The 21,020-nt window shown below is 58.3% G+C and carries 20 protein-coding genes and 2 pseudogenes; 2 read left to right on the top strand and 20 right to left on the bottom strand.

Annotation, left to right across the window (positions count from 1 at the left end):
- Window positions 1-1,232: 1,232 nt before the first annotated feature.
- From tmk to CJU81_RS19050, 10 genes and pseudogenes are all read right to left on the bottom strand, one after another.
- Window positions 1,233-1,526, bottom strand: a pseudogene (gene tmk / locus CJU81_RS19095) (dTMP kinase); the annotation flags it as partial.
- 12 nt (window positions 1,527-1,538) lie between these two features.
- Entirely contained in the window at window positions 1,539-2,633 is a 1,095-nt protein-coding gene (gene mltG / locus CJU81_RS19090; RefSeq protein WP_095037851.1) for an endolytic transglycosylase MltG, read from the bottom strand.
- Window positions 2,634-2,636: 3 nt separating this feature from the next.
- Complete coding sequence (gene pabC, locus CJU81_RS19085; RefSeq protein WP_095037850.1) at window positions 2,637-3,455, bottom strand: aminodeoxychorismate lyase; 819 nt, start codon at window positions 3,453-3,455, stop codon at window positions 2,637-2,639.
- Window positions 3,455-4,699 (bottom strand): beta-ketoacyl-ACP synthase II, encoded by a 1,245-nt coding sequence (gene fabF / locus CJU81_RS19080; protein WP_095030686.1) that lies wholly within the window; start codon window positions 4,697-4,699, stop codon window positions 3,455-3,457. The genes pabC and fabF overlap by 1 nt, the downstream gene beginning before the upstream one ends.
- Before the next feature lie 111 nt (window positions 4,700-4,810).
- Window positions 4,811-5,047, bottom strand: coding sequence for an acyl carrier protein (acpP, locus tag CJU81_RS19075; RefSeq protein ID WP_016779952.1), 237 nt, complete (start codon window positions 5,045-5,047; stop codon window positions 4,811-4,813).
- A gap of 191 nt (window positions 5,048-5,238) precedes the next feature.
- Window positions 5,239-5,982 carry a 3-oxoacyl-ACP reductase FabG gene (gene fabG / locus CJU81_RS19070; RefSeq protein WP_016779951.1) on the bottom strand — a complete coding sequence of 248 codons (744 nt, stop codon included), beginning with the start codon at window positions 5,980-5,982 and terminating at the stop codon, window positions 5,239-5,241.
- Window positions 5,983-5,998: 16 nt separating this feature from the next.
- On the bottom strand, window positions 5,999-6,937 hold the full coding sequence (fabD, locus tag CJU81_RS19065) for an ACP S-malonyltransferase (protein ID WP_095037849.1): 939 nt from the start codon (window positions 6,935-6,937) through the stop codon (window positions 5,999-6,001).
- A gap of 126 nt (window positions 6,938-7,063) precedes the next feature.
- A complete protein-coding gene (gene plsX / locus CJU81_RS19060; protein WP_095037848.1) occupies window positions 7,064-8,074 on the bottom strand; it encodes a phosphate acyltransferase PlsX in 1,011 nt (336 codons plus the stop codon).
- Between the two features lie 4 nt (window positions 8,075-8,078).
- Window positions 8,079-8,261: a 50S ribosomal protein L32 gene (gene rpmF, locus CJU81_RS19055; protein WP_003442519.1), complete on the bottom strand. Its 183-nt coding sequence runs from the start codon at window positions 8,259-8,261 to the stop codon at window positions 8,079-8,081.
- 13 nt (window positions 8,262-8,274) lie between these two features.
- Window positions 8,275-8,802 carry a YceD family protein gene (locus CJU81_RS19050; protein WP_016779948.1) on the bottom strand — a complete coding sequence of 176 codons (528 nt, stop codon included), beginning with the start codon at window positions 8,800-8,802 and terminating at the stop codon, window positions 8,275-8,277.
- 105 nt (window positions 8,803-8,907) lie between these two features.
- Here CJU81_RS19050 and CJU81_RS19045 point away from each other — a divergent pair, with 105 nt between their 5' ends.
- On the top strand, window positions 8,908-9,486 hold the full coding sequence (locus tag CJU81_RS19045; protein WP_095037847.1) for a Maf family protein: 579 nt from the start codon (window positions 8,908-8,910) through the stop codon (window positions 9,484-9,486).
- Between the two features lie 205 nt (window positions 9,487-9,691).
- Here the strand turns inward: CJU81_RS19045 and CJU81_RS19040 are convergent, their stop codons facing one another.
- The 3 genes from CJU81_RS19040 to rluC are packed head-to-tail and all read right to left on the bottom strand — an operon-like array spanning window position 9,692 to window position 12,316.
- Complete coding sequence (locus tag CJU81_RS19040) at window positions 9,692-10,681, bottom strand: S49 family peptidase (RefSeq protein ID WP_095037846.1); 990 nt, start codon at window positions 10,679-10,681, stop codon at window positions 9,692-9,694.
- Between the two features lie 20 nt (window positions 10,682-10,701).
- On the bottom strand, window positions 10,702-11,367 hold the full coding sequence (locus CJU81_RS19035) for an HAD-IA family hydrolase (protein WP_095037845.1): 666 nt from the start codon (window positions 11,365-11,367) through the stop codon (window positions 10,702-10,704).
- Window positions 11,354-12,316, bottom strand: a complete 963-nt coding sequence (gene rluC, locus CJU81_RS19030) for a 23S rRNA pseudouridine(955/2504/2580) synthase RluC (protein ID WP_095030680.1) — start codon at window positions 12,314-12,316, stop codon at window positions 11,354-11,356. The genes CJU81_RS19035 and rluC overlap by 14 nt, the downstream gene beginning before the upstream one ends.
- 712 nt (window positions 12,317-13,028) lie before the next feature.
- On the opposite strand from rluC, the gene rne reads away from it, so the two are divergent.
- Window positions 13,029-16,277, top strand: a complete 3,249-nt coding sequence (gene rne / locus CJU81_RS19020; RefSeq protein WP_441007424.1) for a ribonuclease E — start codon at window positions 13,029-13,031, stop codon at window positions 16,275-16,277.
- Between the two features lie 68 nt (window positions 16,278-16,345).
- On the opposite strand, the pseudogene CJU81_RS19015 reads toward rne, so the two are convergent.
- The 7 genes and pseudogenes from CJU81_RS19015 to CJU81_RS18985 form a co-directional block, all read right to left on the bottom strand.
- A pseudogene (locus CJU81_RS19015) lies at window positions 16,346-16,956 on the bottom strand (transglycosylase SLT domain-containing protein).
- 15 nt (window positions 16,957-16,971) lie between these two features.
- Window positions 16,972-17,991: a UDP-N-acetylmuramate dehydrogenase gene (gene murB / locus CJU81_RS19010; protein WP_095037843.1), complete on the bottom strand. Its 1,020-nt coding sequence runs from the start codon at window positions 17,989-17,991 to the stop codon at window positions 16,972-16,974.
- Complete coding sequence (kdsB, locus tag CJU81_RS19005; protein ID WP_095037842.1) at window positions 17,988-18,752, bottom strand: 3-deoxy-manno-octulosonate cytidylyltransferase; 765 nt, start codon at window positions 18,750-18,752, stop codon at window positions 17,988-17,990. Before kdsB ends, murB begins: the two co-directional genes overlap by 4 nt.
- Window positions 18,749-18,934 (bottom strand): Trm112 family protein, encoded by a 186-nt coding sequence (locus CJU81_RS19000; protein ID WP_095037841.1) that lies wholly within the window; start codon window positions 18,932-18,934, stop codon window positions 18,749-18,751. The genes kdsB and CJU81_RS19000 overlap by 4 nt, the downstream gene beginning before the upstream one ends.
- A 21-nt stretch (window positions 18,935-18,955) precedes the next feature.
- Window positions 18,956-19,951, bottom strand: coding sequence for a tetraacyldisaccharide 4'-kinase (lpxK, locus tag CJU81_RS18995; protein WP_095037840.1), 996 nt, complete (start codon window positions 19,949-19,951; stop codon window positions 18,956-18,958).
- Window positions 19,951-20,379 (bottom strand): ExbD/TolR family protein, encoded by a 429-nt coding sequence (locus CJU81_RS18990; protein ID WP_095037839.1) that lies wholly within the window; start codon window positions 20,377-20,379, stop codon window positions 19,951-19,953. The genes lpxK and CJU81_RS18990 overlap by 1 nt, the downstream gene beginning before the upstream one ends.
- Window positions 20,376-21,011, bottom strand: a complete 636-nt coding sequence (locus tag CJU81_RS18985) for a MotA/TolQ/ExbB proton channel family protein (protein WP_095037855.1) — start codon at window positions 21,009-21,011, stop codon at window positions 20,376-20,378. The genes CJU81_RS18990 and CJU81_RS18985 overlap by 4 nt, the downstream gene beginning before the upstream one ends.
- Between the last annotated feature and the right edge of the window lie 9 nt (window positions 21,012-21,020).

Here is a 21,020-nt window from a genome sequence, read left to right as displayed (position 1 = left end):
TCGCTGGTTGCTCATGGCACCTCCTAATGGGCCTCATTTTAAGGCTTGGAGGTGTCTACGAAACTAGGGGCGATTCAAAGCGCTGTCTAAGCCTAAAGGCTTTGACACTAAAAAATGTCTCTTCACAAAAGCGTTCCGCGCAGAGCTGACCAACCCTTCAAGCCAATTCTGAAGGCTTTTGATCGCCGCCGCTCACTAAGAAAAGCAAAATTCTCCGCAGATTAAGGCGTTCAAAAATCAGAGGCTACTCCTGAGATCCCCCTTCTGCGGAAATTCTCCGCGCCAGTCTTCACCCCCTCATCGCTATGCGTAGATGCTGGCTTGACCTCATGCGGCGCACTCGCCCAGGCCTTATCTGAAACCAATCGAATCTGCTGTCCATTTCAATCCTAAAAAAATGGACAAATCCGTTTGAGCCCAAAGCGTTGATTTAGTGGGCTCTCAGCTGTCCATTTTTTTCTTACCTCACTATTACAGAGCCTTGACAAGAGGCTATCTCCCGATGAGGCTCTCGAGCGACTTAGCTTAGAGGTGAGGAATCTCATTGATCTGGGTGTGGTAAACGGATTGTCGGAGCAATTCGCTGACGGCACACTCATACCCATCAAGGCTGGCCCGCGCTCATCTCCCGCAAAAATAGAAGCCGTGCTTCGTTGCCGCGCGCAGGGGATGACGCAGAAAGATGCTTCTGAAGCGCTTGTAATTCCTACGTCAACTGTTAATCGGATTTGGCGGATGCCGAAATAGGCAGACATCGAACGGCAGTAAAGGAAGGCGGTTCCTATGGGCACTAATGCTCATATGGGGTTTAATCCATAATAGCCTTCCGCTGCGCCCTCCCCACAAAATCACTCGCATCTGTAGGTAGCATCACCCTGTTTCTGAGTAGAGGCAATTTAAAGTGCCGTTCGAGTGACGGCGCGAGATGGCAACACTGAAATGTAAACCCTGAACCCCCCTAAATACGGACGTTTTACTCTTTTCAGCACCCGAATTTATGACCTACAGAAGCGATGAGCTATCCCCAGGTTTACATAGCTGGCGAGAAAAGTCTTCGAGGGGGCTTGTTTACGTTTTTAATATAGGGCAGGCTACCAGCAGAATAAATCAGAATATCAACCTTCTAAAAAGCTAGCATTTCTGGGGATTCAAGGTTTATGAAACTGTAGACTCATAGAATCAGCCTAACCTGAACCATGTTTACATTGGTTAGGCTTCCGAAATAGTATGCGGGTAAAGCGATCACACAGCACCACCGCGCCACGAGCCAGAGCCGGGCGAATGACTTCAGCCAGGTGCTGGGCACGGGCGGCGAACACCAGCAACAGCTCGGTGTCGGCACACATGGCGTCGTCGCTGGGCGTAAGCAGCAGCTCACGGATGCGCTCTGCCAACGGCGTACCGCCGGGTTCGCGGGTCAGCACCACGTCGATGCCTTCAGCGCGCAAACGCTCTGCCAGGTATTCGCGGTTGGTGCTTTTGCCCGCGCCTTCGGGGCCTTCCAGGGTAATAAACAAGCCAGTCACAGGCAGCAATCCTTAATCAGTGTCTTTAGGGCTTTGCGGCTCGACCGCAGGGCTTGCCGGCTCAGCAGCAGGAGTCGGCGCGGGGCTCGAACGGTAATCAGCTCGACGCTTGATCTGGAACTCGCGCACAGCAGAATTGTGCGCATCGAGATCATCGGAAAATGTATGGCTGCCATCGCCCTTGGCGACAAAGTACAGGCTGGTGCCATCAACCGGGTGCAACGCGGCATGAATGGCTTCGCGCCCGACCATGGCAATCGGCGTCGGTGGCAGGCCGGGAATGGTGTAGGTGTTATAGGGTGTTGGCTCACGCAAATGGGCGCGGGTCAGCTTGCCGTTGTAACGTTCACCCAGGCCGTAAATCACCGTAGGATCGGTTTGCAGCGGCATGCCGATTTTCATGCGACGCACAAAAACTCCGGCAATTTGCCCACGTTCTTGTGGCACACCGGTTTCTTTTTCCACCAGTGACGCCATGATCAGCGCCTCGTAAGGACTGGTATAGGGCACACCCGGATCACGCTGTTCCCATTCCTGGGCCAGTACTTTATCCAGACGATCGTAGGCTTTTTCCAGTAGTTGGGCGTCGGTCATCCCGCGTACAAAACGATAGGTGTCGGGGAAAAACCGCCCTTCAGGGAATACCCCTTCGTGCCCGAGTTTGGCCATGACTTCGCTGTCGCTCAGGCCATCGAGGGTCTGTTCGATTTTGTCGTGTTTGGCCAGTGCGCTGCGTACCTGGCGAAAGTTCCAGCCCTCAACCAGGGTCAGGCTGTATTGCACCACTTCGCCGCGTTGCCACAGACCGATCAGGTCCTGGGCGGTCATGCCCGGTATCATGCGGTATTCACCGCTGTGCAGTGGCTGGCCTTCAAGATTAAAGCGCCAGTACAGGCGCAACCAGAACGCATCACGCAGCGTGTCGTCAGCCTCCAGACGATTGAAGGTGCCAGTTGGCGTGGCGCCAGCCGGCACATCGAGCAATTGCTCTTGCGTCAGGTTGAGCGGCTGGTCCAGCGCCGAATTGAGCTTCCAGGCACTGGCGCCCAGCAACAAGCCCGCCAGCACCAGACCTGTCTCCAGCAGCACCAAGATTTTACGTTTCACGAATCAGACATCCAATAGGGTGCGAGCAATGCCTTGCAGTTTACGGGTGAGCGGCCCCACCGGCCAGCTCAGGTCTGCAAATGCGCGCACGGGCCAAATGCCATACACACTGTTACAGAGGAAGAGTTCATCGGCCTGCTGCAGTTGCGCAAGGCTGATGTCGGTGACATGACACGGGATGCCCAGGCGCCCGGCCTCAGCCAGCAGTGCCGCGCGCATGACGCCGGCCACGCCGCAGCGGCTCAGGTCGGCGGTCAGCAACACCCCGTCATGCACAATAAACAGATTACTGAACACACCTTCAATCACCCGCCCCGAGGTGTCGCGCATCAAGCCCTCGGCACAGGCCGGGTCTTGCCATTCGGATCGCGCAATGACCTGTTCAAGTCGATTGAGGTGCTTGAGCCCCGCCAGCAACGGTTGCTCGGCCAGACGAGTGGCACAGTCGAACAGCGTTATACCCTGCAACGCATTGGCTTCAGGGTAAGCAGCCGCCGGACTGGCTTGCAGAATTCTTCGAGGCAAGGCCCCGGGAGATGCGCCATAACCGCGCTGGCTGTCGCCACGGGTCAGGATAAGCTTGAGGACGCCCTCGCCCATCGCTTGCGCATAAGCCAGCAATTCGCTGCGGATCAGTGCTTGATCCGCAACAATCGCCAGCCGGGTACACCCTTGCGCCAGACGCTGCAGGTGCAGCTCCAGCAGCAACGGCGTGCCGGCCTTGACGGCGATGGTCTCGAACAGTCCATCGCCATAAGCCAGCCCACGGTCTTTAAGCGAGGCCAGGGCGCTCGCCGGTTGACCGTCGACCCAGCTTTGCATTACTCGGCGAACCGGCGGAACACCAGCGAGCCGTTGGTGCCACCAAAACCGAACGAGTTGGACAGCACCACATCGATCGGCATTTCGCGCGGCGTGTGCGGCACGAAGTCCAGGTCGCAGCCTTCATCAGGCTCGTCGAGGTTGATGGTCGGCGGAGCAATCTGGCTGTTGATGGCCAGCACGCTGAAAATCGCCTCGACCGCGCCGGCTGCACCCAACAGGTGACCGGTCATGGACTTGGTCGAACTCACTGCCAGGTTGTAGGCGTGATCACCGAATACCGACTTGATCGCCGAGACTTCTGCCAGGTCACCGGCAGGCGTCGAGGTACCGTGAGCATTGATGTACTGCACCTGCTCCGGATTAACCCCGGCATCGCGCAAGGCGTTGGTGATGCAGCGCGCTGCACCCGCACCGTCAGCCGGAGGCGAAGTCATGTGGAAAGCGTCACCGCTCATGCCAAAACCGATCAGCTCAGCATAGATGGTCGCACCACGCGCCTTGGCATGCTCGAGCTCTTCGAGCACCAGCGCACCGGCACCATCAGACAGCACAAAACCATCACGGCCTTTGTCCCACGGACGACTGGCACGGGTTGGATCATCATTGCGGGTCGACAGTGCACGGGAGGCACCAAAGCCGCCCATGCCCAGACCGCAGGCGGCCATTTCGGCACCGCCGGCAATCATCACATCGGCTTCGCCGTAGGCAATGTTGCGCGCCGCCATGCCGATACAGTGCGTACCCGTGGTACACGCCGTGGCGATGGCGTAGTTAGGCCCCTGTGTACCCAGGTGGATAGACAGAAAACCGGAAATCATGTTGATGATCGAGCCAGGCACAAAAAACGGAGAAATCCGTCGCGGCCCTTGCTCGTGCAGGGTACGGCTGGTTTCTTCGATATTGGTCAGACCGCCAATACCCGAACCCATTGCCACACCGATGCGCTCACGATTGGCGTCGGTAACTTCAAGGCCGGAATTACGCACAGCCTGAAACCCGGCTGCCAGACCGTATTGAATAAACAGGTCAAGTTTTCGAGCTTCTTTGACGGAGAGGTAATCCTCAACGTTAAAGCCCTGTACCGAGCCGCCAAAACGGGTGGAATAGGCAGAAAGATCCGTGTGTTCGATCAGACCAATGCCACTACGGCCTGCCAGAATGCCTTGCCAGGTGCTCGGAACATCCGCACCCAGTGGCGACAACATCCCCATACCGGTGACTACGACGCGTCTACGCGACACAGCACTCTCCTTTATTCTATTGACGACACTTTGCATCACACCTAAAGAAAAAACCGCACGCCAGAGCGGCAGTGCGGTTTTTCCATGACAGCGAGCAACGATTACAAGCTATTACGCCTGGTGGCTAGTAACGTAATCGATAGCTGCTTGTACAGTAGTGATCTTTTCAGCTTCTTCGTCAGGAATCTCAGTCTCGAATTCCTCTTCCAGAGCCATCACAAGCTCAACGGTGTCAAGGGAGTCGGCACCCAGGTCTTCAACGAAGGAAGCGGCATTGGTCACTTCTTCTTCTTTAACGCCCAGTTGCTCGGCAACGATTTTCTTGACGCGCTCTTCGATGGTGCTCATACCTTGTTTTCACTCCTAATGGACAAATTCAGGCAGCTGGCCAGTGGGCAAGTGTATCGAAAGCCTTTTCAGTTTTTCAACTGAAAGCTTTGCACTCACCCCGCAACAGCCGGCTGCCTATAAATAGATTGCAGCTTTATAACGGATTTTAGACAGCTCGTATGACATTTTTTTGAAGCAATCCGTCACATTTAACTCATGTACATCCCGCCGTTGACCGGAATTGTAGCCCCGGTCACGTAGGCTGCACCGTCGGATGCCAGGAAAGCGACCACGTTAGCGATCTCTTGAGCCTGGCCCAGACGGCCCAGCGGAATCTGCGTCTGCAAGGCTTCGCGCTGTGCTTCTGGTAGTTCACGGGTCATATCGGTGTCGATAAAGCCCGGAGCAACCGAGTTGACAGTGATCGAGCGCGAGCCCACTTCACGTGCCAGCGCACGGCCAAAACCTTCAAGGCCTGCCTTGGCGGCGGCGTAGTTTACTTGGCCTGCGTTGCCCATGGCACCCACAACAGAGCCAATATTGATAATTCGTCCCCAACGGGCCTTGGTCATGCCGCGCAAAACACCCTTGGACAGGCGATACAGACTGTTCAAGTTAGTATCGATGACATCATGCCATTCGTCATCTTTCATGCGCATCATCAGGTTATCGCGGGTGATACCGGCATTATTGACCAGGATCGCCGGCGCGCCGAACTGCTCCTGAATGCTTGCCAGTACCGCAGCAACCGATTCGTTGCTGGTGACGTTGAGTTCCATGCCAGTGCCCTGAACACCGTTTTCTTTCAGGGTGGCAGCGATACGCTCGGCACCTGAAGCGGAAGTCGCCGTACCAATGACAATGGCGCCCTGACGACCCAATTCCAATGCGATCGCCTGGCCAATGCCACGGCTTGCGCCGGTTACCAGTGCAACTTTACCTTGCAAGCTCATGCAGGCTTCTCCTGATTCAGACCAGAGCCAAGCGCGCAGCGGCGAAGGCATCCGGGGTATTCAAATTGTGAGTGGTAACGCCTTCGGCGCAACGCTTGCTGATGCCCACCAGGACTTTGCCCGGGCCGCATTCAACCAGGTCAACCGGGCCGTTGGCCGCCAGGGCCTGGACCGACTCAACCCAGCGCACAGGCTTGTACAGCTGCTCAAGCAGATCGCGCTTGAGGGTCGGCAGATCGGCTGTCACAGCGGCGCTGACGTTCTGCACCAGGGCAATGCTCGGCATTTTCCAGTCGATCGCTTCGATGGACTCGGCAAAACGCTCGGCAGCAGGGCGCATTAATTCGCAGTGCGACGGCACGCTCACCGGCAACGGCAAGGCACGCTTGGCGCCCTTGGCCTTGCACAGCTCCATGGCACGTTCGACAGCAGCCTTGGCACCGGCAATCACGACCTGGCCCGGCGAGTTGAAGTTAACCGCGCTGACCACTTCGCCCTGCGCAGCTTCTGCACAGGCGGCCAGTACATCGGCATCTTCCAGACCCAGGATCGCCGCCATGGCGCCCTGCCCGGCCGGAACGGCCTCTTGCATCAGCTGACCGCGACGCTCAACCAGCTTGACCGCTTCGGCCAGGGTCAGGCACTCGGCAGCCACCAGCGCGCTGTACTCGCCCAGGCTGTGGCCTGCCACGAAGTCAGGACGCTTGCCACCTTCAGCCAGCCACAGACGCCACAAGGCAATCGAGGCCGTGAGAATCGCAGGCTGGGTAATGTCAGTCTGGTTCAGCTTCTCAGCCGGACCTTCCTGGACCAGCGCCCACAGGTCGTAACCCAGGGCAGCAGAAGCTTCTTTGAATGTTTCCAGGACCAGCGGGTGTTCCGCGCCCAGCTCGGCCAACATGCCGAGGGACTGCGAACCCTGCCCTGGAAAGACGAATGCGAGGGATGTAGACATGTAACAAGCCCCTAATGATCTTGTCGTCGGAGAATTGACGTCCTGCCGTGGCGGACGCAAGAAACTGACAGTTGGATGGCTGATTGGACCGGGCGGTCACATTTAAGCATCCACCCGGCAAAACGCCTACGGCAACAACCCTTCAAGGCGCCCATACAAACGCTTTGGCAGGTCTTCATGGATTTCAATCAATGCGCGTTCAATCGCACTTTGAAAGCCCTGAGCACCTGCCGAACCGTGACTCTTGACCACAATGCCCTGCAAACCGAGAAAACTCGCACCATTGTGCCGCGCTGGCGCCAGATCCGCCTGCAAGCGCCGCATCAACGGCAATGCCAGCACACCCACACAGCGACTGAACAGGTTGCGCCTGAACACCGCCTCAAGCCGGCTCGAAATCATCGTTGCCAGGCCTTCGCTGGACTTGAGCATGATATTGCCGACAAATCCGTCGCACACCACCACATCAGCCTCGCCGCGATACACCCCGTCGCCTTCGACAAAACCGATGTAATGCAACCCAGGAGCTGCCTGCAACAACGCCGCCGCCTCCTTGACCTGCTGGTTGCCCTTGACGTCCTCGGTACCGACATTGAGCAAGGCGACCCGCGGACGAGGCACGCCAAGCGCCTGCGCGGCCACCGAGCCCATCACCGCAAACTGGAACAACTGGCTGGCCGTGCAATCGACATTCGCCCCCAGGTCCAGCAACTGACAGTAGCCGGTCTCGGTCGGCACCGCCGCCACCATCGCCGGACGGTCGATACCCGGCAAGGTCTTGAGCACATGCCGGGACAAGACCATCAACGCACCGGTGTTGCCGGAACTGACACAGGCTTGCACCTTGCCATCACGAAGCAACTCCAGAGCAACGCGCATGGACGAGTCAGGCTTGCTGCGCAAGGCATGCGAAGGCCGTTCATTCATGGCAATGACTTCTGAAGCGGGGGCAATCGACAGGCGCGAGCGATCCACAGCCGAATGGCCAGCGATCAGGGATTCAAGTACGGAAGGTTGACCGACAAGGGTCAGGTGTAACGAGGGAGTAGCAGACAGGCAGGCAATACAGGCCTGTACAATGCTGCGGGGACCGAAGTCCCCGCCCATTGCGTCGATCGCGATGACCTGAGCGGACAAGTGATTACTCGTCAGCGCCCTTGTCGATCACTTTACGACCACGGTATACGCCTTCTGGCGATACGTGGTGACGCAGGTGAATTTCACCGGTGGTTTTTTCTACAGACAGAGTGCTAGCCGAAAGAGCATCGTGCGAACGACGCATGTCACGGGCAGAGCGGGATTTTTTGTTCTGCTGAACAGCCATAATTGATTAACTCCTAAACGTTTGGGTCACGCTTTAACTGCGCCAATACACTGAACGGGTTGGACCGCGTTACCTCGTCCTCGCCTGGTTCGGGCTCATCGAGACCCGCCGGCTGCTGGCATTCTTCCGGATGATGAGCAGGCACAATGGGCAAGGCGAGCAAAAGCTCCTCCTCGATCAGTGCATGCAGATCCAATGGATCTTCGCCCAGTTCCAGCACGTCATAACCTTTCGGTAACGACTGGGTATTCGCACCCTCTTTCACCACAGCATAACTGCATTCGCTGTGGATCGGCAGGGTGACCAGCTCAAGACAACGCTGGCAAACCATCTTGACCTCGACGTCGATGGAACTGTGTATTACCACAGATCTACGTTCGTCGCGCTCAAAAACAAATTTAGCCTGGACCGTACCGACATCGTCGGAAAGCGGATCGCAGAGTCTCTCCAAATCAGCCAGCAACACTTCACCTTGAAGGGTAGTGCCACGATCAGCCAATTTGCGCGGGTCAACGTGAGGTGGAATCGGGTCATTCAACATAGGCGCAGCATTCTAGGGAGGACCCCTTCACGTGTCAAAGGAAATTGTGTCTGTGCGACATTGCGTACGAGCATTAGAATCGTCAACTGCCCATTGGAGTCGCGCATGCTACCTTTATTACTCGCTTCAAGCTCGGTTTATCGCCGCGATTTATTGTCTCGCCTGCGCCTGCCCTTCAGTTGCAGCTCGCCAGATATCGACGAAAGCCACCAACAAGGCGAGACCGCCATCGAACTGGTCAAGCGCCTGTCACTGGAAAAAGCCCGGGCGCTCGCTGCCAGCCATCCGAATCATCTGATAATCGGCTCGGATCAGGTGGCCGTTCTCGACGGACGGATCATCGGCAAACCCCACACCCACGAAAAAGCGCACCAACAACTGACCACGGCAAGCGGAGCCAGCGTCAGCTTTCTGACCGGCCTGACCCTGCTCAACAGCCAGACCGGCCATTATCAGACCGACTGCGTGCCGTTTACCGTACATATGCGCAGCCTGAGCGCAGAGCAGATCGAACGCTATCTGCTTGCCGAGCAGCCCTACGACTGCGCAGGCAGCTTCAAGGCCGAAGGCCTGGGTGTGAGCCTGTTCCAGCGCACCGAAGGCGATGACGCCACCAGCCTGGTCGGCCTGCCGCTGATTCGCCTGGTGGACATGCTGCTTGCTGAGGGCGTGAATATCCCCTGAAGGAACCGGAACACCCTGTAGTCGCTGCCGAGGAACGAAGGCTGCGATCGGCCGCGAAGCGGGCGTAGAACCTGACATATTCGGGCGTTCCATTTTGCGAACGCTTCGCGCTCGATCGCAGCCTTCGTCCCTCGGCAGCGACTACAGCACGCTCGACACCACAAAAAACGGCCCGAAGGCCGTTTTTTGTGAGCAGAGAGACCAATCAGCGCAATGTCGGCCCCTGAAAGCCCATCCACATGGCCAACTGCTCAGCCACGCTGGCACCCAGTTTCTTGGAGAAACGATCGAATGCCGACTCCTGAACCGTAAAGTCCACCAACTCCTTGGCACCGATCACATCACGGGCCACCGAACTGGCATTACCCAGACCATCGATCAAGCCCAGCGGCAGTGCCTGCTGACCAGTCCACACCAGGCCCGAGAACAGCTCCGGGTGCTCTTTATCTTTCAGACGATCGCCACGCCCTTGCTTGACGCTGTCAATGAACTGCTGATGAGTCACATTCAGCACGCCCTGCCAGAACTTGGTCTCGTCCGGCTTTTCAGGCTCAAACGGATCCAGGAACGCCTTGTGATCACCTGACGTGTAAGCGCGGCGCTGAATCCCCAGCTTGTCCATGGCACCCACAAAGCCAAAGCCTGCAGCCGTCACGCCAATCGACCCGACCAGACTGGCCTTGTCAGCGTAGATTTCGTCAGCAGCACTGGCAATGTAATAAGCCCCGGAAGCCCCCAGATCGGAAATCACCGCATACACTTTGGTATCGGGATGCAGGCCACGCAAACGACGAATCTCATCGTAAACATAACCCGACTGCACAGGACTGCCGCCCGGGCTGTTGATGCGCAGCACCACACCCTTGACCCGCGGATCATCGAACGCAGCCTGCAGGCTGGTGACCAGGTTATCGGCACTGGCTGGCTCCTTGTCGGCAATCGGCCCGCGCACATCGATCAACGCGGTGTAGCTGGAACCGCCGACCGCACTGCGCTCCATGCTCACCAACGGCGTAAACAGCATCAACACCGCTATCAGATAGCAGAACATCAATACCTTGAAGAAAATCCCCCAACGACGCGAACGACGCTGCTCCTGAATACCCGCCAACAAGGTTTTTTCCAGCAACTGCCAGCTCTTTTCATCACCGACAGTCTTTTCAGTCGCAGACGGCGCTTTCCATTGATCGACCATGCACTACCCCAGCAAAGACTTTAATTAGCCTGACTATTGAGCCAGGCACGCAACTCGGGAAAACTGTCTATCGCCAACCGGGGCTCATAGGTCAGCAAGCGCTCCATTGATTGAGCACCATAGCCTACCGCCACAGAATCGATGCCAGCATTGCGCGCCATCAACAAATCGAAGGACGCATCACCAACCATCAACGCCTGCTCCGCACGCACATCGCAATGAGTCAGAATCTGATTGAGCATCAAAGGATCAGGCTTGCTTGCGCTCTCGTCGGCCGCACGGGTGATATCGAAAAAATCTTCCCAGCCGTGAGCCTTGAGCACGCGATCAAGGCCACGACGCGCCTTGCCCGTGGCAACCGCCAAACGATAGCCCTGCTCACGAAAAGCTTCCAGCGACTCCCGGACACCCGGGAACAGCGGCGAAGGCTCGGCATCCATGGCAATGTAGATATCGGCATAGTGCTGACGGAAAGCAATCACCTCTTCAGGCGACATATCGGGATAAAGCGTCAGGATTGCCTCAGGCAACCCCAGGCCGATAATCCCTTTTACAGCTGGCGCATCGCGCTCAGGGCGACCCGCCCGCTGCGCTGCCATTTGCATCGCAGTGACGATGCGACCAATGGAATCGGCCAGCGTGCCATCCCAATCAAAGATGAGCAGCTTGTACTCAGTAAGGGACACTCAGTCGCTCCACGGTTTTGGCCCACATCTCATCTACCGGGGCCTGGAATTTCATTTCGCTGCCATCAGGCATCGGCACCGTAAGCATGTAGGCATGCAGAAACAAGCGCTTGCCGCCCAGGTCACGGATCTCCTTGGAGAAACCTTCATCGCCGTACTTGGTGTCACCGGCAATGCAATGCCCTGCGTGCAAGGTGTGTACACGGATCTGGTGGGTACGCCCGGTAATCGGCCGCGCTTCGACCATGGTGGCAAAATCACCGAAGCGGCGCAGCACCTTGAACACGGTAACCGACTCTTTGCCTTCATCTTCATTGACTTCAACCATGCGCTCACCCGAGCGCAAGTTGCTCTTCATCAGCGGCGCACGCACCTGCTTGATGGAAGCCGCCCAGTTGCCGCGCACCAGCGCCATATAGCGCTTGTCGATACCATCGCCGCGCAGGGCTTCGTGCAGGTGACGCAACATGCTGCGTTTTTTGGCAATCATCAGCAGGCCGGAGGTATCCCGGTCAAGGCGATGCACCAGCTCCAGCTCCTTGGCGTCCGGGCGCATCTGACGAAAGGCTTCAATTACGCCGAACGTCAGGCCACTGCCGCCATGCACGGCAATACCCGCAGGCTTGTTCAATACAATCAGCGCCTTGTCTTCATAGACAATCGCCGCCTCAAGGCGCAGCAGCAAACCTTGCGCCACAGGCACCGGCTCGTCGCGCTCAGGCACGCGAACCGGCGGCACGCGCACGATATCGCCGGCCTGCAGCTTGTACTCAGGCTTGATCCTGCCCTTGTTCACGCGCACTTCGCCTTTACGCAAAATGCGGTAAATCAAGGTCTTGGGAACGCCCTTGAGCCGAGCAAGGAGAAAATTGTCGATGCGTTGGCCGGCATATTCCGGCGAGACCTCAAGCAGCTGGACGCTGGGGGTCGGGGGGGTAGTCGTCGTCATGCCGCGAATGATAACAATTTTTTATGGAATTGAAGCACTTAATCATTGCTGCTATAGTCGCGAACGCCGCCAAAAGCGGCCTGGACAGAGGATTAGCGGTGAACAACCGGCCCTGACCAACGCTCTTGATCAGGACGCGAGGCCGTCCTACGGGGCTTTTGCTGGATACGCAAGACCTGGAGTTGTAACAAGCGCAGGTGACATGAGGCCTGAAGCGAGCCTGGAAAGCAGAGTGCAAACTCGCCTTTTACGCCGATATTCACGGCCAGTTCACAAAGTGCAGTCAGCCTCGGGAATTTCGAGCGAATGCTTCGGAAACAAAGCCTTTATTAGCCATGATGCGTGAACTCCCCTTTTGGAGAACACGGTAAATGCCAACCCGCTGCGGATTCTGCGCGCGGCAGCACCCGAATTATCAGGGATACGTGTAGGGTGGAGATGCACAACCGCCGGACTGTGTAGCAATAGGCTTTATCAAGACGCTTCATCTCGTCCACAGCCGCCGGTTGATTCCTCCTCCTGACCAGACTTTTGCTTAAGAGGTGCATTAGCACCACAGCAAGCAGGAAGCGTAAGTCGCGACTTCGCCCCCAAGGGTCGAACCTCGCTGTACACAGGAGTGGCCAACAACTCCTGACGCACCTGACACCGACCATGAGAAGTCGTGTGTGCCGAACGCCGTTTCCGGTAGCCCGGAAACCGACGGTACAACATGAAAAGAATGCTGATTAACGCAACTCAACCTGAAGAGTTGCGCGTTGCACTGGTAGATGGCCAACGCCTCTACGACCTGGACATCGAGTCGGGTGCACGCGAGCAGAAGAAAGCCAACATTTACAAAGGCCGTATTACTCGCATCGAACCAAGCCTTGAGGCTGCCTTTGTCGATTTCGGCTCCGAGCGCCACGGCTTCCTGCCCCTCAAGGAAATCTCCCGCGAGTACTTCAAGAAAGCCCCTGAAGGCCGCGTAAACATCAAGGACGTCCTGAGCGAAGGCCAGGAAGTTATCGTGCAGGTCGAAAAAGAAGAACGTGGCAACAAGGGCGCAGCCCTGACCACGTTCATCAGCCTGGCCGGTCGTTATCTGGTGCTGATGCCAAACAACCCGCGTGCAGGCGGTATCTCCCGTCGCATCGAAGGCGAAGAGCGCAACGAACTACGTGAAGCGCTGAACGGCCTGGTCGCCCCTGCCGACATGGGCCTGATCGTGCGCACTGCCGGCCTTGGCCGCAGCAGCGAAGAAATGCAGTGGGACCTCGACTACCTGCTGCAACTGTGGACCGCCATCAAAGAAGCCTCGCTGGATCGCGCCGCGCCATTCCTGATCTACCAGGAAAGCAACGTGATCATCCGCGCCATCCGCGACTACCTGCGCCAGGACATCGGCGAAGTGCTGATCGACAGCGTTGAAGCCCAGGACGAAGCCCTGACCTTCATCCGCCAGGTGATGCCGCAGTACGCCAGCAAAATCAAACTCTACGAAGACAGCGTTCCGCTGTTCAATCGTTTCCAGATCGAAAGCCAGATCGAGACCGCTTTCCAGCGCGTCGTTGAACTGCCTTCCGGCGGCTCCATCGTTATCGACCCGACCGAAGCCCTGGTGTCCATCGACATCAACTCGGCGCGCGCCACCAAAGGCAGCGATATCGAAGAAACCGCCCTGCAAACCAACCTTGAAGCGGCGGAAGAAATCGCCCGTCAGTTGCGCCTGCGCGACATCGGCGGCCTGATCGTCATCGACTTCATCGACATGACCCCGGCCAAGAACCAGCGCGCCGTGGAAGAAAAAGTCCGCGAATGCCTGGAAGCAGACCGCGCCCGCGTGCAAGTGGGTCGTATCTCGCGCTTCGGCCTGCTGGAAATGTCCCGTCAGCGTCTGCGTCCATCGCTGGGCGAAAGCAGCGGCATCGTTTGCCCGCGCTGCAACGGCACCGGCATCATCCGTGATGTTGAATCGCTGTCGCTGGCAATCCTGCGCCTGATCGAAGAAGAAGCCCTGAAGGACCGCACTGCCGAAGTCCGCGCCCAGGTGCCGATCCCGGTTGCAGCGTTCCTGCTCAACGAAAAACGCAACTCGATCACCAAGATCGAACTGCGCACCCGTGCCCGCATCGTCATTCTGCCGAACGATCACCTCGAAACGCCGCACTTCGAAGTTCAGCGTCTGCGTGATGACAGTCCGGAAGCCCACACCAACCAGTCCAGCTATGAAATCGCTGCCGCTGCTGCTGAAGTGGAAGAAGTTCAACCGGCTGCTGCCACCCGCACCCTGGTTCGCCAGGAAGCCGCGGTCAAGACCGCTCCGCCACGCACTTCGGCACCGGTTCCAACCGAAGCCGCCGTTGCACCGGCCGCACCGGTACCTGCTGCCACCATCGCCGAGCCAAGCCTGTTCAAGGGCCTGGTCAAGTCGCTGGTAAGCCTGTTCGCTTCCAAGGAAGAGCCGGCTCCACAAGCCGTGGTAGAAAAACCGACAACGACAGAGCGCCCGGCGCGCAACGAAGAGCGTCGCAACGGTCGCCAGCAAAGCCGCAACCGCAACGGTCGTCGTGACGAAGAACGCAAACCGCGCGAAGAGCGTGCTCCACGTGAAGAACGTGCTGCCCGCGAACCTCGTGAAGAGCGCACTGCCCGCGAAGAAACCCCGGTGGTTGCCCAGGCACCTCGCGAAGAGCGCGCACCGCGCCCACCGCGCGAAGAACGCACGCCTCGTGCACCGCGTGAAGAACGCAAGCCACGTGGCGAACGCGAAGAGCGCGTACGTGAACTGCGCGAGCCTCTGGACGCAGCACCAGCCGTAGCCGCTGCTGCCGCTACCGCCGCTGTAGCTGAAGAGCGCCCGGCCCGTCAGCCGCGTGAAGAGCGTCAGCCGCGCGCCCCTCGTGAAGAGCGTGCACCACGCGAAGAGCAGGTTGTAGCCGCCGCTGAAGACGAAGAAGTACTGTCCAGCGAAGAGCAATCCCAGGACGAGACACAGGACAACGCCGAGGGCGATCGTCCACGTCGCCGCTCCCGTGGTCAGCGTCGTCGCAGCAACCGTCGTGAGCGTCAGCGCGATGCCAATGGCAACGTAATTGAAGGTTCGGAAGATAACAGCGAAGAAGGCAACAGCCAGAACGCTGCAGCAACCACCACTGAAGTCGCCGGCGTTGCAGCCGTGGCCGAAGTTGTTGCTGCCCCGGCCATCAGCGCTCCTGCCGAAGCCCAGGCTCACCAGCAGGCAGAACGCGCAACTGAAGCGACCCGGGAATCGGCCCTGGCTGAAACCGTAGCAGTCGTTGAAGCTGACAAGGAAATTGTTGCTGTCCAGGCATCTGTTGTTGAAGCCGCTGCTGTAGAGACCGCCACTGCAGAAGTAGTCGTTGCTCATACTCCAGTTGTTGAAACGCTGGCTGTAGAAGCACCGGCTGTAGAAGCCGTGACCCCGGTCGAAGCCGTCAAGGCACCTGAAGTTGAAGTTGCACCGACTCAAGAAGCACAGCCTGAAGTTCAGGTCGTTGCCGAGCCGACTGCAGCAACTCCAGAGCCAGTGATCGAAGCCGCGATTGAAGCGCCTGTGGTCGAGACACCGGCAATCGAGACGCCAGTCATCGAAAAAGCCCCGCAGCCTGCCCGCGAACCCCGTGTTGTACGCGAGCCGATTGCCGAGCCTGCCGTGGTAGAAGCCGCACCCGAGCCAGTTGCCGCAGCAGAACCTGCAGCCGCTGAAGTGGTTGCCGTTGAAGCCGTGGTCGAGACTGTAGTTACCGCACAGCCAGCTCCGGTTGAAGCCGTGGTAACAACTGAGGTGGTTGAGGTGGTAGTTGCCGCTCCGGTGGTCAGCGCACCAAGCAATGGCCGTGCACCGAACGACCCTCGCGAAGTACGCCGCCGCAAGCGTGAAGAGGCTGCCGCTGCCGCTGCACAGGCCGCTGCCAGCGAAACCGTAGCCCGGGAAGAAGAGTCTAATCCACTCGCCTAATTCCGAAGGCCACTAAAAAGCCCCGCCAGTTCTGAACTGGCGGGGCTTTTTTATACCTGTGAGTTAAATCAAAAAGGCCAGAACGAGCGACGACCTTTCTCCAGCTCGGCACGACACTGACCAAGCTGAGCACCGTAGGTTTTGGACTGCAGCTCGACTTTGCGCGCCACCTGCATTAACCAGGGTTTGGCCCGATACGTATTGCGACTGTACCCCCCCCTGCCTTCGTGATACGCCAGGTACTGGTTGTAGGTATCCCACTTGGATATTCCCAATTGCCGCTGGGTGCCAGCGGTGTACCAACCGATAAACATGATGGCGTCAGCAAAGTTGTCACGTGAGCCGGAACTGCCCATGCTGCTTTCAAAGTCACGCCATGCCGGAGGCTGAGCCTGTGCATAGCCGTAGGACGGACTGACACGGCCCACGGGATAACCCACAAAAGGTAAGCACGAGGTGGGAGCGCGTCGGCGACGAAACTGCTTTCCTGCTTCATGATTGCCATCGCAACATGCACAGGCGTGCCCCAGCGCTCCTGCATCGCTACCGAGTCCTTGTACCAGGCCGGGTACTGGCGATAGATACTGCACAGGTTATTTTGATCTTTGGGCGGAGCAGTGACACAACCGGTCAACGTCACCAGTGCCAGCGCCAGCGCTCCTGCCGGTATGTGCTTCATTGACTGTCCAGACCGCTAATACAGGTTGGGCTCCATCTCCAGCTGCACCGCAAAGCGCTGCTCGATATCTGCCTGAATACGCTGCGCAAGGGATAGCAGCTGCAAACCTGTTGCCGATCCGTAGTTGACCAGCACCAACGACTGCAGGCGATGCACTCCAGCATCCGCCTCACGAAAGCCCTTCCAGCCTGCGTTTTCGATCAGCCAGCCCGCCGCCAGCTTTACCTGGCCATCGGCTTGCGGGTAACCAATCAGGCCGGGGTGGGCCAATTTCAATTCAGCCGCCAGCGTGGCCGATACCAGCGGGTTTTTGAAGAAACTGCCGGCATTGCCCAACACCGCCGGATCCGGCAGTTTTTCACTGCGAATGCTGCAGATCGCCCGACTCACATCACTGGCCGTCGGCTGATCGATACCCTGGTCCACCAGACGCTGACGCACCGGGCCATATTCCAGATGCAGTCGCGTGGCCCGACTCAGGACAAAGCGCACGCGCAAAATCAACCAGCGTCCGGCCTGCTGCTTGAACAGGCTGTCACGGTAGGCAAAGTTGCATTCAGCCAGGCTGAATTCGCGCAGCTCACCGGTTTGCCGGTCAAGCGCGGTAAGCCCGGCAAATACATCCTTGATCTCGACACCGTAGGCGCCAATGTTCTGCATCGGCGCAGCGCCCACGGTGCCGGGGATCAGGCTGAGGTTTTCCAGCCCTGACAGACCCTGCTCCAGGGTCCACAGCACAAAGGCGTGCCAGACCTCCCCGGCTTCGGCTTCGACCACGACCCGATCACCATCGTCTTCCAGCAAGCGAATGCCACGACTGGCCATGCGCAACACCAGCGCCGAGACATCGCCGGTCAACAGCAAATTGCTGCCGCCACCAATGACCAGCAACGGCAACTGATGCTCAACTGCGCAGAGCAAGGCTTCGCGCACATCGTCATCGTTGTGTGCCTGGGCAAACAGGCTCGCTTTCACATCAACGCCAAAGCTGTTGAAAGGCTTGAGCGACGCATTGACCTGCATGTCCAAACTCATGACTCCAGCAAACGCCGAACGCGTTCAAGGTCTTCTACGGTATCGACGCCGGCAGGCGGCGCTTCAACCACATCGGCCACGTGAATGCGCACGCCATGCCACAGTGCCCGCAGTTGCTCCAGGCGCTCGGTGTTTTCCAGCCAGCACGGCCCCCAGCTCACGAAGTCATGCAAAAAGCCCGCACGATAGGCGTAGATACCGATATGCCGACGATAAGGCACGCCTGCTGGCAGCGTATCAGGGTGCAGTGCAAAGTCATCACGCGCCCAGGGCAACGTGGCACGGCTGAAGGTCAGCGCCAGCCCGTTGATATCACTGACCACCTTGACCACATTGGGATTGAACAGCGTCTCGACATCATCGATCGGCTCGGCCAGGGTCGCCATGCTCGCTTCGCTGTGAGCCGCCAGGTTGACGGCAACTTGATCGATCACCTGCGGCGGGATCATAGGCTCGTCGCCCTGCACGTTGACCACGATGGCATCGCTGGCCAGGCCAAGCTGCGTGGCCACTTCGGCCAGGCGATCGGTACCCGACTCGTGGTCGGCACGGGTCAGCAGCACCTCGGCGCCGAACGCCTTGCAGGCCTCGACAATACGCGCATCGTCAGTGGCAACCACCACACGTTGCGCGCTGCTTTTGCAGGCCTGCTCCCAGACGTGCTGGACCATCGGCTTGCCGGCGATCATTTGCAGGGGCTTGCCCGGCAAACGGGTCGAGGCAAAGCGCGACGGGATAACGACGGTAAAAACCGGGATCATTTATCCAGACGCTCTTCGGCAGTAAGGGTGCGCGCTTCGGTTTCCAGCATTACCGGAATGCCATCACGGATCGGGTAAGCCAGGCCTGCGCCCTTGCTGATCAGTTCGGTCTTGTCGGCGCTGAGCTTGAGCGGGCCTTTGCAAACAGGGCACGCGAGAATATCGAGCAGCTTGGAATCCATAAATGTTCCCCTTGAGATGAGTTAGGGTAAAAGACGCAGCAATTGTTGGTCAAACCACAGTACAAAGGCCTCGGAAGGCACTGCGTCAACAGCCAGATACCACCAGTCAGATGACGCGAAGTCACGGCACTTCACCGCGTCCTTTTCGGTCATGACCACAGGTAATGGCGGCGAGAAATTCAATATTTCGGCGCTGTAAGGCGCGTGATCGGCAAAAGCATGGGCAATTGGCCGCCAGTGTAGCGTTTCAAGGGTGGTGAAGAAACGCTGGGGGTTGCCGATACCGGCTACCGCATGCAGGGCCTGCTGCGCAGGAAAAAAGTCCAGCGCCTGATGCTCCCCGCTCAGCAGATTGACCAGTGCAGTGGGTTGCAACGCAAAGGCAAAACCGCCCTGCGGATCGCTGGCAGCGCCGTTATAAAGCACCGCATCAACGCTCTGCAGACGCTCCTTCGGTTCGCGCAGCGGCCCGGCAGGCAGGCAACGACCATTACCCAAGCCTCGGGCATTGTCGATCAGTACCAGCTCCAGATCCCGCGCCAGACGGTAATGCTGCATACCGTCATCCGACAGGATCAAGTCCAGCGGCTCGCTGGCCAGCAGCGCCTTGACCGCACGGCTGCGATCGGGGTCGATCATCAACGGTACGCCGGTACGCTGCACGATCAGCAAAGGTTCATCCCCCGCCTGCTCGGCGCTTTGCTCAGCGCTTACGCGCCACGGCAATTGCGGCGGGGTCGCACCATAACCACGACTGACCACACCCACTCGCAGCCCCTTGCGCTGGCAATGTTCGATCAGCCACAGAATCAAAGGCGTTTTGCCTGTGCCGCCTACCGTGATGTTACCCACCACGATCAACGGCACTGGCGCACGGTATATCTGGCCCTCACCGGCAACAAACCGCGCCCGCTTGCGCTCAACCACCCGTCGATAGAGACACTCAAGCGGGCGCAACAGGGTCAGCAGCGGATGCCCGGTGTACCAGGCACGCAGTAAACGATCGGACATGGCCATCAGGGTGTCGTCTGTGCCTCAACGGTAGTCATGCGCAAATGGCTGAAGCCGAGCTTGCCAGCCGCGTCCATCGCGGTGATAACCGCCTGATGCTGGGTTTTGCCATCGGCGCTGATCGACAGCGGCAAGCGGGTATCGCCGCCGGACTCTTTCTGAAGGGCCTGCATCAGGCTCTCCAGATCATTCTTGGGCAACAACTGGTTATTGACCGAAAACACCCCGTCGGCACTGATGGCGATATCCAGTTGCTTGCTGCCTTGATCCTCACTGGGCGAACCGCTGACGGCCTCCGGCAGATCGACGCGCAACTGGGTTTCACGGGTGAAGGTGGTCGTCACGACAAAGAACAGCAACAGGATAAACACCACGTCAATCAATGACGCGAGGTTGATATCAACTGTTTCCCGTGGCTTGCGGCGAAATTTCACGCTTTGCTCCCGACCATGTCGACTTCACGGTCGCCCTGCACCACTTCAACCAGCTTGATTGCCTCCTGCTCCATGCCAACCACCAGGTCGTCAACACGACGCTGCAGGAAACGATGGAAGAATACGGCCGGGATACCCACCATCAGGCCCGCTGCGGTGGTGATCAGCGCTTTGGAAATACCGCCCGCCAGAATGGCAGCATTGGTGGTCATGCCCGAGCCCATGAACGAGCTGAAAATATCGATCATGCCCAGCACCGTGCCCAGCAGGCCCAGCAAAGGCGCCATCGCCGCAATGGTGCCCAGGGTATTGAGGTAGCGCTCAAGCTCGTGAATAACCCGCGCGGCGGCCTCTTCAATGCACTCTTTCATGATCTCGCGACCATGACGGGAGTTGGCCAGGCCCGCCGCGAGGATTTCCCCCAGCGGCGAGTCGGCGCGCAGCAGTTTGAGCTTCTCCGTGTCCATTTGCTTGTCTTTGATCCAGACCCAGACCTGACCCAGCAGATGCTCCGGGGTAACGCGGCTTGCACGCAGGGTCCACAGACGCTCGACAATAATGCCCAGCGCGGCAACAGAGCTCAGAATGATCGGCAGCATCATCCAGCCGCCGGATTTGACCAGTTCCCACACAGTGACAAT

Source organism: Pseudomonas fragi (assembly GCF_002269505.1).
GTDB classification, from domain to species: domain Bacteria; phylum Pseudomonadota; class Gammaproteobacteria; order Pseudomonadales; family Pseudomonadaceae; genus Aquipseudomonas; species Aquipseudomonas fragi_D.
This window is presented reverse-complemented; position numbering and strand designations above follow the sequence as displayed.

What these genes read in the sequence shown, in the direction of transcription:
- rne (WP_441007424.1), top strand. Translation starts at nt 13,029, where the DNA reads ATGAAAAGAATGCTGATTAACGCAACTCAACCTGAAGAGTTGCGCGTT.
- CJU81_RS19050 (WP_016779948.1), bottom strand. Translation starts at nt 8,802, where the DNA reads ATGTTGAATGACCCGATTCCACCTCACGTTGACCCGCGCAAATTGGCT.
- acpP (WP_016779952.1), bottom strand. Translation starts at nt 5,047, where the DNA reads ATGAGCACCATCGAAGAGCGCGTCAAGAAAATCGTTGCCGAGCAACTG.
- CJU81_RS19000 (WP_095037841.1), bottom strand. Translation starts at nt 18,934, where the DNA reads ATGGATTCCAAGCTGCTCGATATTCTCGCGTGCCCTGTTTGCAAAGGC.
- fabG (WP_016779951.1), bottom strand. Translation starts at nt 5,982, where the DNA reads ATGAGCTTGCAAGGTAAAGTTGCACTGGTAACCGGCGCAAGCCGTGGC.
- rluC (WP_095030680.1), bottom strand. Translation starts at nt 12,316, where the DNA reads ATGACGACGACTACCCCCCCGACCCCCAGCGTCCAGCTGCTTGAGGTC.
- kdsB (WP_095037842.1), bottom strand. Translation starts at nt 18,752, where the DNA reads ATGATCCCGGTTTTTACCGTCGTTATCCCGTCGCGCTTTGCCTCGACC.
- rpmF (WP_003442519.1), bottom strand. Translation starts at nt 8,261, where the DNA reads ATGGCTGTTCAGCAGAACAAAAAATCCCGCTCTGCCCGTGACATGCGT.
- murB (WP_095037843.1), bottom strand. Translation starts at nt 17,991, where the DNA reads ATGAGTTTGGACATGCAGGTCAATGCGTCGCTCAAGCCTTTCAACAGC.
- CJU81_RS19040 (WP_095037846.1), bottom strand. Translation starts at nt 10,681, where the DNA reads ATGGTCGATCAATGGAAAGCGCCGTCTGCGACTGAAAAGACTGTCGGT.
- lpxK (WP_095037840.1), bottom strand. Translation starts at nt 19,951, where the DNA reads ATGGCCATGTCCGATCGTTTACTGCGTGCCTGGTACACCGGGCATCCG.
- pabC (WP_095037850.1), bottom strand. Translation starts at nt 3,455, where the DNA reads ATGCAAAGCTGGGTCGACGGTCAACCGGCGAGCGCCCTGGCCTCGCTT.
- CJU81_RS19045 (WP_095037847.1), top strand. Translation starts at nt 8,908, where the DNA reads ATGCTACCTTTATTACTCGCTTCAAGCTCGGTTTATCGCCGCGATTTA.
- fabD (WP_095037849.1), bottom strand. Translation starts at nt 6,937, where the DNA reads ATGTCTACATCCCTCGCATTCGTCTTTCCAGGGCAGGGTTCGCAGTCC.